At 64.7% G+C, this 14,840-nt stretch carries 13 protein-coding genes; 8 read left to right on the top strand and 5 right to left on the bottom strand.

The features are described from left to right. The first annotated feature begins 53 nt into the window (after positions 1-53). The 3 genes from CVN68_RS21745 to CVN68_RS21735 all read left to right on the top strand — a co-directional run bounded on the left by CVN68_RS21745 (position 54) and on the right by CVN68_RS21735 (position 3,724). Positions 54-2,204, top strand: coding sequence for a PAS domain-containing sensor histidine kinase (locus CVN68_RS21745; protein ID WP_100284047.1), 2,151 nt, complete (start codon positions 54-56; stop codon positions 2,202-2,204). Continuing rightward, positions 2,201-2,557: a response regulator gene (locus tag CVN68_RS21740; protein ID WP_100284046.1), complete on the top strand. Its 357-nt coding sequence runs from the start codon at positions 2,201-2,203 to the stop codon at positions 2,555-2,557. Before CVN68_RS21745 ends, CVN68_RS21740 begins: the two co-directional genes overlap by 4 nt. A 273-nt stretch (positions 2,558-2,830) precedes the next feature. Continuing rightward, positions 2,831-3,724 carry a hypothetical protein gene (locus CVN68_RS21735; RefSeq protein ID WP_100284045.1) on the top strand — a complete coding sequence of 298 codons (894 nt, stop codon included), beginning with the start codon at positions 2,831-2,833 and terminating at the stop codon, positions 3,722-3,724. Between the two features lie 42 nt (positions 3,725-3,766). Here the strand turns inward: CVN68_RS21735 and CVN68_RS24235 are convergent, their stop codons facing one another. From CVN68_RS24235 to CVN68_RS21715, 5 genes are all read right to left on the bottom strand, one after another. Further along, positions 3,767-3,895 (bottom strand): hypothetical protein, encoded by a 129-nt coding sequence (locus CVN68_RS24235; RefSeq protein ID WP_267893723.1) that lies wholly within the window; start codon positions 3,893-3,895, stop codon positions 3,767-3,769. A gap of 298 nt (positions 3,896-4,193) precedes the next feature. Further along, positions 4,194-6,749, bottom strand: coding sequence for a bifunctional lysylphosphatidylglycerol flippase/synthetase MprF (gene mprF / locus CVN68_RS21730; protein ID WP_100284044.1), 2,556 nt, complete (start codon positions 6,747-6,749; stop codon positions 4,194-4,196). A 5-nt stretch (positions 6,750-6,754) separates the two neighbouring features. Continuing rightward, positions 6,755-7,117 carry a DUF2147 domain-containing protein gene (locus tag CVN68_RS21725; protein ID WP_233503481.1) on the bottom strand — a complete coding sequence of 121 codons (363 nt, stop codon included), beginning with the start codon at positions 7,115-7,117 and terminating at the stop codon, positions 6,755-6,757. Between the two features lie 71 nt (positions 7,118-7,188). Beyond that, positions 7,189-7,872 carry a virulence factor gene (locus tag CVN68_RS21720; RefSeq protein ID WP_233503741.1) on the bottom strand — a complete coding sequence of 228 codons (684 nt, stop codon included), beginning with the start codon at positions 7,870-7,872 and terminating at the stop codon, positions 7,189-7,191. A 186-nt stretch (positions 7,873-8,058) separates the two neighbouring features. Further along, positions 8,059-8,460 carry a hypothetical protein gene (locus CVN68_RS21715; protein ID WP_233503480.1) on the bottom strand — a complete coding sequence of 134 codons (402 nt, stop codon included), beginning with the start codon at positions 8,458-8,460 and terminating at the stop codon, positions 8,059-8,061. 835 nt (positions 8,461-9,295) lie between these two features. Between CVN68_RS21715 and CVN68_RS21710 the strand changes: the two genes are divergently transcribed. From CVN68_RS21710 to CVN68_RS21690, 5 genes are all read left to right on the top strand, one after another. Next, positions 9,296-9,535, top strand: a complete 240-nt coding sequence (locus CVN68_RS21710) for a hypothetical protein (RefSeq protein WP_100284040.1) — start codon at positions 9,296-9,298, stop codon at positions 9,533-9,535. 427 nt (positions 9,536-9,962) lie between these two features. Beyond that, the gene (locus CVN68_RS21705) at positions 9,963-11,531 is read left to right on the top strand and encodes a capsular polysaccharide export protein, LipB/KpsS family (protein ID WP_158299021.1); all 1,569 of its coding nucleotides are present in this window, start codon (positions 9,963-9,965) and stop codon (positions 11,529-11,531) included. Then, positions 11,528-12,766 carry a capsule biosynthesis protein gene (locus CVN68_RS21700; RefSeq protein ID WP_100284038.1) on the top strand — a complete coding sequence of 413 codons (1,239 nt, stop codon included), beginning with the start codon at positions 11,528-11,530 and terminating at the stop codon, positions 12,764-12,766. The genes CVN68_RS21705 and CVN68_RS21700 overlap by 4 nt, the downstream gene beginning before the upstream one ends. Continuing rightward, the gene (locus CVN68_RS21695; protein WP_233503479.1) at positions 12,763-14,031 is read left to right on the top strand and encodes a glycosyltransferase family 4 protein; all 1,269 of its coding nucleotides are present in this window, start codon (positions 12,763-12,765) and stop codon (positions 14,029-14,031) included. The genes CVN68_RS21700 and CVN68_RS21695 overlap by 4 nt, the downstream gene beginning before the upstream one ends. Further along, positions 14,028-14,837 carry an ABC transporter permease gene (locus CVN68_RS21690; RefSeq protein ID WP_233503478.1) on the top strand — a complete coding sequence of 270 codons (810 nt, stop codon included), beginning with the start codon at positions 14,028-14,030 and terminating at the stop codon, positions 14,835-14,837. The genes CVN68_RS21695 and CVN68_RS21690 overlap by 4 nt, the downstream gene beginning before the upstream one ends. Positions 14,838-14,840: the final 3 nt, after the last annotated feature.

Raw genomic sequence — 14,840 nt, 5'->3', positions numbered from 1 at the left:
CGAAGGTTACCCCTACGAAGACAGGACAGCAGGTGAAGGGCGCGTACCACAGGATGAGCGAGGCCGAGCCCGGGCACGAACCACTGCCGGTTGGCGAGGACGAGTTCCGCATGATCGCGGACAGCGCGCCGGTGGTGGTGTGGGTGACGCGGCTCGACCGCACGCGGAGCTTCGTCAACCGCGCCTATGTCGCGTTTCTCGACGTGCCCTATGAGGAGGCGCTGGCATTCGACTGGCGCAAGATCATCCACCCCGACGACGCAGCGCGCGTGCTGGCGCAATCGATCGCAGGCGAGGCCAGCATGGAGACCTTCGAGCTCGAAGGCCGCTATCGCAACGCCAGAGGCGAATGGCGCTGGCTGCGCTCGACCTCTTCGCCGCGCCGCGACACGCATGGGCGGCATATCGGCTTCATTGGTGTTGCGCACGACGTGACCGAAGCCAAGGAGGCCGAGCGCTCGCTGCGCGACAGCGAGGCGCAACTTTCGGCCTTCATCGCGCAATCGACCGCGGGGTTTGCGCAAGTCGATCTCGATGGGCGCTTCACTCTGGTCAACGACCGCTTCTGCCAGATCGCCGGCTGGAGCGGCGACGAACTGATGGGGATGCGGATGCTCGACATCACCCATCCCGACGACCGTATTCATAACCGGCCGCTGTTCGATCGCGCCGTGGCGGAGGGCACGCCCTACACCCACGAGAAGCGCTATATCCGCAAGGACGGCGGCGTGGTCTGGGTCAACAATTCGGTTTCGGTGATCCGGCGCCCCGACGGCGAGCCGTTCGGGGTGCTCGCGGTAACGCTCGACGTCACCCGCCGCCGCGAGGCCGAGGCGCAATTGCGCAAGAACGAGGAGAGCCTGCGCCTCGCCACCGAAAGCGCCGGCATGGCCACCTGGGAACTCGATCTCGAGACCATGGACGGCGAATGGTCGCCCAACCGCTTCGACCTGTTCGGCATGCCGCGGCGACCCGACAGCCGGGGGACCTTCGCCGACTGGATCGAGCGCATCCATCCCGAAGACCGCGAGATGGCGGGCAGCGCCGCGCAGCGCTGCTTCGCGACGGGCCAGTCCTATACGATCGAATATCGGGTGTGCCGCGCCGACAATGGCGAGGAGCGCTGGTTGCAGAGCCATGGCAGCCGGATCGATTATGCCGACCACCGCCCCAGCCGCTTCGTCGGCGTTTCGCTGGACATAACTACGCGCAAGCGCGCCGAGGAGGAGCTTCGCGAGAGCGAAGTGCGGTTCCGCACCATCTTCGAGCAGGCGAACGATTTCCTGATCACCACCACGCTCCACCAGGTGATCACTTCGGTGAACCCCGCGGTGCTCGCGTCGCTCGGCTATGCCGAGGAGGAAGTAATCGGCGCGACGATCGGCCAATTCATGGACCCCGATCAGGTCGCGCTCAGCATGGAGGCGTTCGAGCGCAAGATGCGCGAGGGCGGCACCACCCGGCTGACGGTGACCGTGCGTGCCCGTGACGGGCGGCCGCTGATCTGGGAAATCAACTCGCGCCTGACCACCGACGCCGACGGCAAGCCGACCGGGCTCCACGCGATCGGGCGCGACATGACCGAGGCCAAGCGCGCCGAGACGCATCTGCGGCTGCTGGTCGACGAGCTCAATCACCGGGTCAAGAACACGCTGGCGATCGTCCAGGGGATCGCCCAGCAGAGCTTCAAGGATGCCACCGACCCCGCGATCGCGCGCAAGGCGTTCGAAGGCCGGCTCGCCGCACTTTCCGAGGCGCATAACCTGCTCACCCGCGAGCATTGGGGGCCGGTTTCGATGGCGCAGATCATCGGCGACGCCGTCGCGCCGCACGGCCGCGATGCCGGCCGGTTCGAACTCGACGGACCCGATCTCCCGATTCTCCCCAAGACCGCGATCAGCCTCGCGCTCGCGATCCACGAACTCGCCACCAATGCCGTCAAGCACGGCGCGCTGTCGCAGTCCGAAGGGCGCGTGCGCATCCATTGGGCGAAGATCGAGGCCGGCAGCGGCCCGCGGCTTTCGCTCGTCTGGCAGGAACGCGACGGCCCCGATGTCGTCACCCCGGCGCGCCGCGGCTTTGGAACGCGGATGATCGAACGCGGCCTTGCGGCCGAACTGGGCGGCACGGTCAAGATCGACTTCCGCCGGGAGGGACTGATCTGCACGGTCGATGCGCCCTTGCCGGAGGGGGGCGCCCAATGAGCGGCTATCGAGGATTGCGCGTGCTCGTGGTGGAGGACGAACCGGTCGTGGCGATGTTCCTGGAGGACATATTGCAGGGGCTGGGCTGCGAGACCGTGGGTCCCGCCGGCCGGCTGACCGAGGGACTCGCGCTGGCCGAACACGAGATACTGGGCGCCGCGATCCTCGACATCAATCTCGCGGGCGAGCGCAGTACGCCGATCGCCGCGGCACTGCTTCGACGCGGTATTCCCGTGGCCTTTGCCAGCGGGTACGGTGCCGCGCCCGAAGGCTTCGAGAGACTGCCGCTGATCGAGAAGCCCTATCGCGAGGCCGATATCGACGCGGTGCTCATGTTGCTGACGGCGACATAGTCCGCGCATTGCCCGGAGTGATGTGCACCATCGCTGGCCAGCGGCGCTTGACGAGTGCAGTGCGGCGCGGTCAGAACGCGCAGCATGAAAGAACTTGTTCCTGACGGCTTCGCCATGCCCGGCATCGTGCGACGGCGGCAGGTCGGAACGACGTCGACGGATGGCATTTCTGTCGGACGACTTGCCGGCCGGTATCAGGGCCGGATCTGATCAAATAACCTTGGGCAAATCGCCAGCCGATGCTAGGGGCGCCTGCCCATTCAGGAGACTAAGGTGTCATCCAAGCCTGTAACGAACGACGAGCCGGTCGACCTTGGCCTGTTTGTGCGTCGTGCGCATTCCCAATATGGCGAGGATGGCATTCTGCGAGAACTTTTCGAGCGGAAGGGCATCAAACACGGCTATTTCTGCGAGTTCGGCGCGTGGGACGGCCAGCACCTGTCAAATACATATGCCATGTATGAGAACGGCTGGTCCGGCTGTTACATTGAAGGGCTGGCGGAGCGTTTCGAAGACCTGAAGCGAAATATAACCCGCGAAGAGATGGCTCTTGTGTGCGCCTTTGTCCGCGCTTCGGGGGAAGACACACTCGACAACATCCTCGATCGCTCCCTGCCCTCGGGGACTCCGCTGGACCTGCTTTCGATCGACATCGATTCCGACGATCTCGCGATCTGGGAATCGGTGCAACGGCATCGCGCCAAGGTTGTCATCATCGAGTTTAATCCGACAATTCCCATCGACGTTCGCTACAAGAATGCGCCTGGCAAAAATCGCGGCAATTCTCCCCTGTCGATCTACGAATTCGCGACGTCGCAAGACTATGAGCTGGTCGCAGCCACGCACTGCAATCTCATTTTCGCCGATCGCGCCTTCAACAACGGGCAATTCCGGACCCTCACCTTGCAGGATCTCGGTGCGAACCGCGGTTATCGCTATTTCTTCGGTTATGACGGGACCTTGATGCAGGTGGACCCTTCAACCGGAGGTGATGTGATCGAGCGCGAGTTTTACGTCGTTCCGTGGAGCAACACCGTCTTTCCACAGCCGATCCCGAGGGCCTTCCGTAAATTCGCCGAAGGTTCGCTCCCGTGGAAGATCAGCGGCGTGTTGTCGCGTGTGGCGGCGGTGGCATCGCGGCCGATTACGGCGCTGAAGCGACGCTGATCCGGCGGGCCTTTCCGCAGCGACGATGCGCTCTCACGAGGATCAAAAGCGCAAGCCAAGCGCGGCGCTCGCCATGTGGTCCTGATTGCGCTGCGAAACGATTCCGCGATAGCTGAGATCGAACGCCAGCTTCGAGCCGAGCGCCGCGACGATCCCGAGATCGCCGACCACATTGTCCTCCGCTATCGGCAGACCTGCTTTCGAACCGCGCCCCGTCGATCATCATCGGCACCCGCGGCACGCGATCGCCGAACGCAATGCTGCCACCCCGCGGAGCCGCGCAGCCAAACGGTGCGGCCGCCGAACGGCAGCGCGGGCCGCAACGGACCTGAACGTGCGTCCGCTTCCGGTCAGCGACGCGGCGATGCTGAATGACAGACTTCGGGCGCACAGCTGCCGAACGGTTGCTCAGGCTAGCCAGGAACTCCCGGATATGGTGGCGGCTTCAGAGCGGCTCAGCGCTGGCGGGTTAGCCACCAACGACATGCGCGAGGTCCACGATCGCAGCGGGCACCGATACGCCGGGAGATATTCCTACATAGCGCGGAATCCAGCGGGGCGCGAACTTGCTCTTGAACGCGCGCAGGCCCGAGAAGCCATATAGCCGTTCGCCATGCCCATATACTGCGGCACCCAATCGCGACCAGATTGGCGCAAGCGTGCCACCCTGGAGGCCGGAAAGCGGTGCCATGCCGAGATTGAAACGATGAAACCCGCGCGCCGCCGCCAATTGCAGCAGCCGCACGAACAACAGATCCATCGCGCCGTAAGGCGTACCCGGCAGATGCCGCATCAGATCGATCGACATTTCCTCGCGATTTGGTGTTTCCCAGATATTGGCGAATGCGACGATCTCGTCCTCGAGGCGCAGTATCGCGCAATCGAAACGCGACAGATAGCCCATGTCGAAACGGCCGAGGCTGAATCCCTTCTCCGGTCCTGCCTTGCCCGCAAGCCAGGCGCCGGAGACGCGACGCAGCGGCCCTTCATGCGCCAGAACCTCCTCGGCTCGAATGACATCGAACACGAGCCCCGCTGCAGCCGCCTTGTTGGTGGAGTGACGCAGCGATTTGTATTGGCTACCCTGAAGCGCATAGCCCTGCGTGAGATCTACAAGGGCCTCCTCGCCATACTTCATCGGCTGAAGCCCCAGCTCCACGATGAGGGGAAGCATGTCTGCGCTCACCTCGTAGAGGCATAATCGCCCGCGCGCGGCGTCACATCGACGGCGGAACTCCCAGATCAACTCGGGCCAGGCAGCGGCAGACCCCACCGGATCGCCCATCGTAATCCAGGTCCGGCCCTGGACGCGGTACATGAGGAACGCATCGCCGGCCGCCGAAATCAGAAAGCTCTTGTCTCCCGTAAACGCCAGCATGGAGTCGGTCCGCTGCGTCGACGCCAGCGCCGCCACCGCCACTTCCGCAGGAAGCTCCGAGGGCTCACTCGTCGCGGGTGCGACCGACAGGATCCGCCAGAAGGCCCAGCCCGCGACGAACATGGTCGCGCCCAGTGTCGCTCGCAGGAAACGCGGCGCGTCTCCACGCCAGGCAAAGTCCCACCAGAGATCGCCCGAATAGGGAATGTGCTTGTAGGCGAAGAAGCCTGCCCAAGCGCTGAGTGCAAGCGCGATCATCGCAGCCGCCCACCACCAGCTCTCCACGGGCGCGGATCCGATGCCCGAGCGACGATAAAAGGCCGGCCGGCTATATTGAAGGAGCCCCGCCACCGCGAGCAGCACGCCCGCCTCCTCGAAGTCGATCCCCTTGAACAACGAGAACAGCGCGCCGATCAGGAGGAGCGCACGCGCAACATGGAAGCCGCTCTTCAGCCGCGCCTGGATCGCCGGTGCAACGAGCAGCAACGCAGTGCCTGCGAGGCTCGCCGCGAAGTGCGAGGCCTCGATGAAAGGGAGCGGCACGACGTCCCGCAGCACGGCTATGCGCCCATGAAGCGGCGGCAGCGCGCCGGACACGAGCAGGACGAGCCCGCCTGCGAACACGAGCATCGACAGGAGCGGCGGCGCGAGCACCTGGCCGATACGCGCTGCGACACCCAGCCCGACCTGCATCCGCTTGCGAAGCCGGTGCCCCTCGAGCGCGACCAGAATGGCTCCGGCTATTCCGAGCGGCAGCAGATAATAGATTATGCGGTACAGCAGCAACGCGGCGAACAGCTCAGCGTGACCCAGCGGAACCAGAGCGAGGATCGTGGCTTCGAATACCCCTAGCCCACCGGGCACATGCGAGATGAACCCGGCGATGATCGCAAGGGCATAAGCGAGAAGGAAGGTGCCGAAGAGCGCAGGCGGTGCTCCGGGCAGCAAGATGTAGAGCGCCGCGGAAGCACAGGCCAGGTCCATCACGGACACGACGATCTGAGCGGACAGGAGGCGGACCGGCGGAAGCGGGATGGCATTGCCGCCGATCCGAAGCTCGGCAACGCCGCGACCTCGCAGCACCAGCGCCGAGATGAGCCCGACCAGCAGGCTGGCCCCGAGCAGATGCTGCGTCACCGGCCCGATGTGGAGGCTTGCGATGGGAACACTCGTCCCCGCAAACAGCAGGGCAACCGAAGCCACTGCGGCGAGGCCGGACCAGAATGCCATGGAGGTGATCACTGTGATCCGGGCGACGTCCGCGAAGTCGAGGCCAGCCGCGCCATAGGCACGAAGCCGCGCCGCTCCTCCGGTCAAAAGCGCGAAGCCCAGATTGTAGCTGAGCGTATAGCTGGTGAACGAAGCGATGGCGGCGGTCCGCCAGGGCAAGTCGCGACCGATGGCGCGCAAGGCGGCCCAGTCATAGAAGGTCAGCGCCAGATAGCTGCCCGCGGTGAGGAAGCAGGCCAAAGCGAGCCGCCAGATCTCCATCGAGGCGATTACCTCGCGGATCTCGTGATAACGAACCTCGGCGAGAATTCCCCGGATCGCCTCGAATGCCAGAATGGCGATCACGAGCACGGCGAGGGCGAGCAGCTGACGGCGTCGCCCCCACACCAGATCGCAGACGCGCAACGGGGCGACCATCGCACTCAGATGCGCGTCCAGTCTTGCGACTTGCAGATCAGGCCCCCGAAAATACATCCGGAAATGCGGAGCACATCGGGTGAGCGCTGAACGATGCGCGACGAGAAACTTCGGGCCATATCGGGAACGAAGACCGTCCCCGTCCATCGGCCGCTCCCGGTCTTCCGATAATTTTGCAGCAACTCGGTGCCGACGAGGCGCTCCACCCCCGCCTCGCGTGCGTCGTTCTGCGCTTCGGCACCGGCGGCGACGATCTCGCCGCACAGCTCGGCGCCGCAAAGCAAGGTCTTCACGACGATAGTGCGCCCGGGGTTGGTCCAGGTGCCGAAGATCGGATCGCGCGAAGCCGACGCTGTGGACGGGCGCACAGGCCCGGAGGCTTGAGCAGGCATTGCAGCCGCTACGCACAGCGCCAACGTCAAGGGAAGGAAGAGCCGCATCAGAAACGCTCCTGAAACTTCAGCACAGGACCCAGCTCGCGCAGGATTGTCTGCACGAGCAGACGATGATCGTTGCGCAGGAAATGTCCGCCAGGCAGCGCAATCCGCCGGGCATTCGTCATCGTGAGCGCTGGGCACAATGTGTCGGTCTCGGTCACGCCCTGGATACAGGTGAGCGGCAGCCAGTCGAGACGCGACGCTTCGGAACCATCGGCATCGGGGGTGCCGCGATAGCTCAGCCCTGACGGATCGGCGCGAAAATAGGCGGTCGCACCCGGCACCACCAGCACGGCAGCGGCGACCCGGCCGCGCAGATCTTGCGGCAGATCGGCCAAGCCGACGCGAACGATATCGGCGCCAAAGGATTGTCCAAGCACGACGATGCGGCTGGCTCCCGTCTGCCGCAGGGTCTGCCGGATCGCATTCGCGACGATCGCGTCGGTCTCGGCCCGCGTGCGGCGCGATGCGAACGCAGTGGAGGAAGAAACGCCGAGAACCGGAATGCCCGCCTTGACGAGCCCGTCGGAGATATAAGGGCCCATTCCGAACCGCAGTCCCATGTCCCCGGAGAAGAACACTGCCGCTACGGGTTTGCCGCGGGTCCCCGCGCCGAACAGGTGGACAGGATCACGGTCGAAAAAACCGGCAACCGCGTACAGGCCCAGCAGAACGGCGCCCGCCATCGCGAGCACGACGCACAACCAGCCGAGCCCGGTCCTTGGAAGCCAGCGCGCACTAGAACGGGGGTTCGTGGACTGTGCCATGCATCGATACTGCCCCATCCTGTCTGTCGAGATCGTGGCGAGTGAATGAACTATAGTTCATCTTGAAAGCTGGCCTGGCCATAGTCGCTCGCGAGCGCCTCGCCTTCACTTGCTCACGGCATAGGTGATCACGAAGCAGGCAAAGGTGAGCAAAAGCATCGCTGCGATGAAGGCGCGGTCGGCGATTTGCTCGAGCCAATGGACGCGGCCGGAAGCTTGCCTGCGGATCGCGACATACGAAGCGAGGGTGGCTATGAGGAACAGCACGGCATCCACCGAGAGGATGTCGTCGGCGAGCGTCTCGTGCCCGTGGACGACGGCCACCACCCTGAGCAGTCCGATGCCGGTAAGACAGACGCCGACCAGTGCAGCGGCAACCGGGCAGATCAGGCGACACGTCCGCTCATCCAGCGCAATCTGCCGCGACTCCCGTCTTTCCGACTCGCCGCGCACTCTCCGGCCCGTCATGTGTCTGATCCCACTGCCTGAAGTACCGAGCGCAAGCATGATAGTGCGCCTCGCTGGCCAGGGAAGCGGAAAGCGCCCGAATGCGAAGCGGTACGGCGCCCCGTGCCTCTCGGGACCTTGCGCAATGGAAAGCAACCTAAGTTAGTACGCATCTCGGGTTCATGAAGATCGCAGATATTCGCCGCGTGACCGAGGTACGCGCTTGCGGTTGCCGGGGAGAGTTGTCGGCGCGTCTTAAGACGGCGGAGTCATCCCCCGCAGGAGATAACGAAGGGAGCATAGCAGCGGGACCGAGTTTCGCCCGTCGCGTAAGCTTGAGCGGGCGCGCCGTTAAACATCTCATCCCAACAAGACACGGTTACCCTGCCTCGTACATCGCTACGAGACTCAGCTATTTATTTCGGACTCAGCTTTTGTTTCCCGACCCCAAGTCGTGGCATCTTTCATCTAAGTTCTGACACTTTGCCCTCGTTGCAACGCGCGACTTTGCGGTGAAAGTTTTGACACCAAGCTCAAGTTGCTCTTGGCTATTCCAAAATGCCCTATCCGGCTACACGGCGATGATTTAATAGATTGAACGCCTTGCGGCGAGTTCCTGATACTCCCGCCGGGGCCGAGGCGCTTGAAGACACGCTTCCCATAATATGTACTATTGCCCCTTGATGCGAATGCTGCAGGAGGATGAACTCCGTGTCTTCGCCGAAACTTCCGGGACCGTATCACTTCACAGAAGAGAAATACGCATCCTGGTTCCAGGAAGGGCGGGGTCAAGGGGAGGGCGTTGCCTACAAGCCCTTTTTGCAGGTCCGGAACGTTAGATCCAAGGGGCGCAAACAGACTTCCTGGGATCCTGCATGAACGTTTAGTTCACCTGATGACTGACTTGCAGCGAAATGCATTTTTGCATTTCGAATGGGTGGACAATGTCGTCGACATTCAAGAGCAATTTCCCCTTGAACGAAGCGTAACCCGGCGCATCGGCATCGCTGCGGGCATGGGTATCCTGCACGGCCAATCTTTGTCGTGCTCGATCTGGCGCTTCGCGATCCTCGGCGAGCGCTCTCGCGCCTGCTGGCGTTTCGGAGGTTCGCGCGAGAGCCACTCGATGCAGTGACCCTGCGCAAACGCTGCGGGTCGCGGAGGTGCGTTCGAATGCCGCAATGTTGATCGCGACTCCGTCAGTCAGATCCGGGACGGCCCCCCTGACCGCCAACGAGCAATGTGTCCCGGGCTGGCCAAACCGGGCGGATATCCCGATCGATGCTCGAATCGACGCAACGTGGTGGCGCGGGCTTCGGCGGGCCTGATTTTATCGCCGCGGCTCGGGAAATCCCCAGCCCGACGGCGCACCGGGCCTGCGATAGCAGCGGCCGAGCGTCGCGATCGCAGATTTGCCAATGGCCATAACCGTCTCCGCCCCTTCCACGCGCGCTGTCGCGGAATTTCGCTGTGCGGCCAGCCCACCGCTCTTGAGAGCGCCCGCAATCTTCGCCACGCGATCGCGCGCGCCACTCGCAATCCGCAAAGATGCAGCGAGTCCGATGCCGCTGACCGACACAGCACGCGAACGTGCGGACAATCTGATCCGGCGGCTGAAAAACGCCCGTGTCGGCGGCAGCTTCTGGGGCGGACGCCCCGAACTCGCCAAAGGCTGCACGGTGTGGGAGCCCCGCCGGGGCGATGCCGCGGCCTTTTGCCCGGCTGCCGGCAACCCGATCTTCCTGTGGGTCGACGAAGATCCTGCGGTGGGAGCGTCCGGGCATTTGCCGGGGCTCCTGACCGGTGAGCTCGATCCGTGGCATTTGCTCGACCAGGTCGCGCAAGTCGTCGCACCGGCGGATGACGCTCTGGCGATCATCGCACGACTGCTCGGCATCCCCGTCATCGATTCCGTCACCGGAAAACCGTTGGCGCATGATCTGCGCGCGCGCCGGTCGCTCGCATGGCAGGTGCTCGAAGCGCCGACCTATCGCGAACCGTTCACCGGATCGGAGATACCGCCCGAAGCCGCCATCGATCTGCTCGGCGAATGGAGACGCCATCTCGACACGGTCGGTGGAATCGGCGTCCAGTTCGGGATGCGCGGCTGGAAGCGCTCGCAGATCGACCGCTTCCTCACCGGTGTGTCGGGGGTGCCGCGGCACGCGCGGACGACGAGAGCTGCGCTGGAGGTCGCCGGCACGAAGCAAGCCGCCGTCGCCATCTGGCCATCGCGCGTTCCCCTCGAATTCGAGGCGCGCGCCGCCGCGAGTGGCGTCCCGGTCGCTCGGGTCGAGGACGGGTTTCTGCGCTCGCCCGGGCTCGGTGTCCATCTGGTGCCGCCGCAATCGATCATCGTCGATCGCGAGGGAATTCACTATGATCCCGCGCGGCCAAGCGACCTCGAGAGACTGCTCGCCGAACACCGGTTTCCGCCCGAACTGCTGTGCCGCGCCGTCGCGCTGCGCATGACCATCGTGTCCGCCGGGCTGGGCAAATATGGAAGCGGCGGCAAACCGCCCGCGATCGTCTTGCCGCCCGATCGGCGCAGCATCCTCGTGATCGGCCAGGTCGCTGATGATCGGTCGGTCCTGATGGGCGACGTTGCGGGAGGCGGAAACGCGGGGCTGCTCGAACGGGCCCGTGCGCACGCGCCGGATGCCTTTCTCCTCTACAAGCCGCACCCCGATGTGCTTTCCGGGCATCGGCGCGCTGGACTACGCCGCGAAACGCACCACCTCGCGGACCATATTCTCAACAGGCCGTGCGGCCTGGCGCCGCTGCTGAAAGTTGTAGATGAAGTCCATGTACTGACCTCGCTCGCCGGGTTTGAGGCGTTGCTGCGCGGCTGCGACGTGATGTGTCACGGCGCGCCCTTCTATGCCGGATGGGGCCTTACTCATGATCTGGTGTCAGTGCCGCGCCGCAAGCGCCGGCTGACTCTGGATCAGCTGGTGGCGGGAGCGCTGCTGCTCTACCCGCTCTATCTCGACCCGGACACCGGCCTGCCCTGCTCCGCCGAACGGCTCGTCGCCCGTCTGGCAGGCGCCACCCCGCGCCCTTCGCTGGTGAACCGGCTGCGGCTATTCGAGGGCCTGATCCGCCGCGCACTCCGGCCCGCGACGGCATGACGCGAACCTTTCTCTTCCTCCAGGGCCCTCCGGGGCCCTTCTTCCGGCAGCTCGGCGAGGCGTTGCGCTGCGCCGGGAGCAATGTTCTTCGCGTCAACTTCAATGGGGGCGACCGCTTCGACTGGCGCGGGACCGCATTCGATTTCCGGGGGCGAGCGGACACTTGGCCGGCGGCGCTCGCTGGCCTCGTCGAACGGCACGCCGTCACCGATATCGTGCTGTTCGGTGATTGCCGGCCGTTGCACCGCGCCGCGGTCTCCGTTGGTTGCACGTGTAATGTCGTCGTGCACGTCTTCGAAGAAGGCTATGTCCGTCCGGACTGGGTCACGCTCGAGCAGAACGGCGTGAACGGCCATTCGTCGCTGCCGCAGGACGCGGAATATTATTGCCGGATGGCGGAGGGCCTCGCGCCGATCCCAAACCTACCCGCGGTTCCCGCCAGTTTTGCCCAGCGCGCGGGCGAGGCAATCGCTTATTACGGCGCATCCGCGCTGATGTCGCCAGCGTTCAGGTATTTCCGGTCGCACCGCCCGTCCTCGCTGACCGCGGAGACAGCCGGCTGGCTACGCCGCCTTGGTCGGCATCCCTTCGTCGCGTGGCGAAGCAAGGCAGTGCTTCGCGCGCTCGACTCGCCTTATTTCGTCGTGCCCCTGCAACTCGACTCGGATCATCAACTGCGCGTCCATTCGGCCTTCGGCAATATGGAAAAAGCCATCCGGGAGATCCTCAGCTCGTTCGCCGCGCATGCCCCGGAAGGACCGGTGTTGCTGTTCAAAGGCCATCCGCTCGACAATGGCCTGCGCAACTGGCGCAAGCTGATCGAGGACGCGGCGACCACGCTCGGAATGGTCGATCGAGTCCGTTATCTCGAATGCGCGGACATCGCGAAACTCGTCGCCCATGCGCAGGGTGTGGTGACCGTCAACAGCACCACGGGGACGCTCGCACTTGCCGCGGGCGTTCCGGTCAAGGTTCTCGGGCGCGCGGTCTATGACGTCCCCGGCATCGCGCATCGGGGGCCGCTCGATGGCTTCTGGCAAGCCCCCGGATGCCCCCAGATCGAGCTGTTCCACGCCTTCCGCAGAGTGCTCGCGCATCGCTGCCTGCTTCGCGGCGGCTTCAGCAGCCTGGAAGGACGCACGCTGCTGATCGAGCCCGCAGTCACGCGCATGCTCGCGGCGAGAAATGCGACGCGGCACCCCGGATCGGCGCGCACGCTGGAGGCGATTGCGTGAAGCCGGAACGCCTCCTTCACGACGCATCGACCTTTCGGATCAAGGCGTCTCCCCAGGCGGCGACCGGGCCCGAGATCGTGCTCGATCTCACTCGCCTCCTGTCGCGAGTGCGTCACGCGACTCCGACGGGAATCGATCGCATCGAGCTGCTTTATGCCCGCGCATTGCTGGCCCGCGTGCCGGAACGACTTCAGTTCGCCGCAACGCATCCGCTGGGTGGGTATGGCCGGCTCACGCCCGCCGCGGTTCTGCGCTTTCTCGATGCGACCGAATTGCGCTGGAGCGAGACCGGTGGAGACGAAACCGCGCGCGCCGCATGGCGGCATCTCCTCGCATCGCTTGCCGGTTTGTGGCCACAGCCGGTGACGCCGGCGATCCGCACGCGGATCGTGCTGCATGTCTCGCCCAGCGCGCTCGAAGACGAACAGCGTGTCGCGGCGCGTCTGCGGCGCGAGAATGCCCGGCTGGTATGTCTCGTCCACGACCTGATACCCCTCACCCACCCGGCATTCGCCCGTGCCGACGCCCCGCGCCGCCACGCCCGGCGGATGGTCAGCGTAGCACGCCACGCACACGGCGTGATCGCCAACTCCAGCGCGACCGCGGACGCGTTCGCAGCTTATTTGGGTGCAGTCGGCCAGTCCGTGCCGAAGCTCGCCGTGGCGCCGTTCGGGGCCGTCACGCCCCGGCCCCCGGCGCCGGCCACGCCAGCGATCGACCAGCCCTATTTCCTGTGCGTCGGCACGATCGAGCCGCGCAAGAATCACCTCCTGCTGCTCCAGCTGTGGCACCAGCTCGCGGAGAATGCGGGCGACCGCGAGATCCCCAAGCTCGTCCTCATCGGGCGGCGCGGCTGGGAAAATCAGAATGTGTTCAATCTGCTCGATCGCTCGCGGCTTCGCCCGCACGTCCGCGAACTCGGACGGGTTGCCGATCAGGCGCTGACGGGCTGGCTCGCCGGTGCAGCCGCTTTGCTGATGCCCTCCTTCGCAGAAGGGTTCGGACTCCCGGTAATCGAAGCGCTCGCCACAGGAACGCCGGTGATCGCGAGCGACATAGCCGCGCATCGCGAGGCCGGCCGCGACGTTCCCGAATATCTCGATCCGCTGGACGGACCGGGCTGGCGTCGGGCGATCCTCGATTATGCGGACCCCGCTTCCCCACGACGGCGCGCACAGCTTGCGCGCCTCGGTGAGACAGTGCTGCCGACATGGGACGATCATATCGATCGCGTGCTCGCGTTCGTCGAGGCTTCCGCATCGTGATTGCGCGGAACGCCTTTGGCGGCCTGGCGCACTATCTCGATGGCCTCGACGTCCAGCGCTCGGTGGTGGGAGCGCTGATCATGCGCGAGCTGCACACACGCTATGGACGCGAGAATATCGGCTATGCGTGGCTGCTCGTCGAACCGATGCTCCTCGCCACTTCGGTGGCGGTACTGCACGGGAATGCCGGCGCGCATGGCGGGGAAGACCTGCTGCCCATTCCGTTCGCGCTCGGCGGCTATTGCATGTTCATGGTGTTCCGGTCGGTGATCGGGCGCGCCGAGTCGACGCTCGAAGCCAACAAGCCCCTGCTGTTTCACCGCATGGTGACGATCTTCGACATGCTGGTCGCCCGCGCGCTGCTCGAGGCCGCATCGACATTGCTCGCGCTCGTCGTGCTGCTCGGCCTGTCCTGGACCCTGGGCTATGGCGGCGTGCCGGCGTCTCCGCTCGTAATGCTTGCCGGCTTCGGCTATATGGTCTGGTTTTCCTTCGCGCTGTCGATGCCGATCTGCGCCGCCTCCTATTTCAGCAAGGCGGTGGGCAAGTTCGTCCATCCCTTGACCTATCTCGCCATGCCGATCTCGGGAACGTTCTTCCTGCTCGCGTGGGTACCGGAACCCTATCGCGGCATGCTGTACTGGTTCCCGCTCAATCAGATCTTCGAAATGTTTCACACCGGCCAATTCGCATCGGTGCGGAGTCCCTATTTCGACGTGATGTACGTCACCTTCTGGTGTCTGGGCCTCACCTTTCTGGGCCTGGTCTCGCTCCGCATCGTCCGCAAACACGTGCATCTGAGTTGATCC

The sequence above is a fragment of the Sphingomonas psychrotolerans genome (assembly GCF_002796605.1).
Classification (GTDB): Bacteria; Pseudomonadota; Alphaproteobacteria; order Sphingomonadales; family Sphingomonadaceae; genus Sphingomonas; species Sphingomonas psychrotolerans.
The sequence above is the reverse complement of the archived record's forward strand: the minus strand, read 5'-3'. Positions and strand labels throughout refer to the sequence as shown.

Bases quoted from the DNA above. Each gene is read 5' to 3' on its own strand.
- CVN68_RS21745 (WP_100284047.1), top strand. From the start codon at position 54: ATGAGCGAGGCCGAGCCCGGGCACGAACCACTGCCGGTTGGCGAGGAC.
- CVN68_RS21740 (WP_100284046.1), top strand. From the start codon at position 2,201: ATGAGCGGCTATCGAGGATTGCGCGTGCTCGTGGTGGAGGACGAACCG.
- mprF (WP_100284044.1), bottom strand. From the start codon at position 6,749: ATGGTCGCCCCGTTGCGCGTCTGCGATCTGGTGTGGGGGCGACGCCGT.
- CVN68_RS21720 (WP_233503741.1), bottom strand. From the start codon at position 7,872: ATGGCGGGCGCCGTTCTGCTGGGCCTGTACGCGGTTGCCGGTTTTTTC.
- CVN68_RS21715 (WP_233503480.1), bottom strand. From the start codon at position 8,460: ATGCTTGCGCTCGGTACTTCAGGCAGTGGGATCAGACACATGACGGGC.
- CVN68_RS21710 (WP_100284040.1), top strand. From the start codon at position 9,296: ATGACTGACTTGCAGCGAAATGCATTTTTGCATTTCGAATGGGTGGAC.
- CVN68_RS21705 (WP_158299021.1), top strand. From the start codon at position 9,963: ATGCCGCTGACCGACACAGCACGCGAACGTGCGGACAATCTGATCCGG.
- CVN68_RS21700 (WP_100284038.1), top strand. From the start codon at position 11,528: ATGACGCGAACCTTTCTCTTCCTCCAGGGCCCTCCGGGGCCCTTCTTC.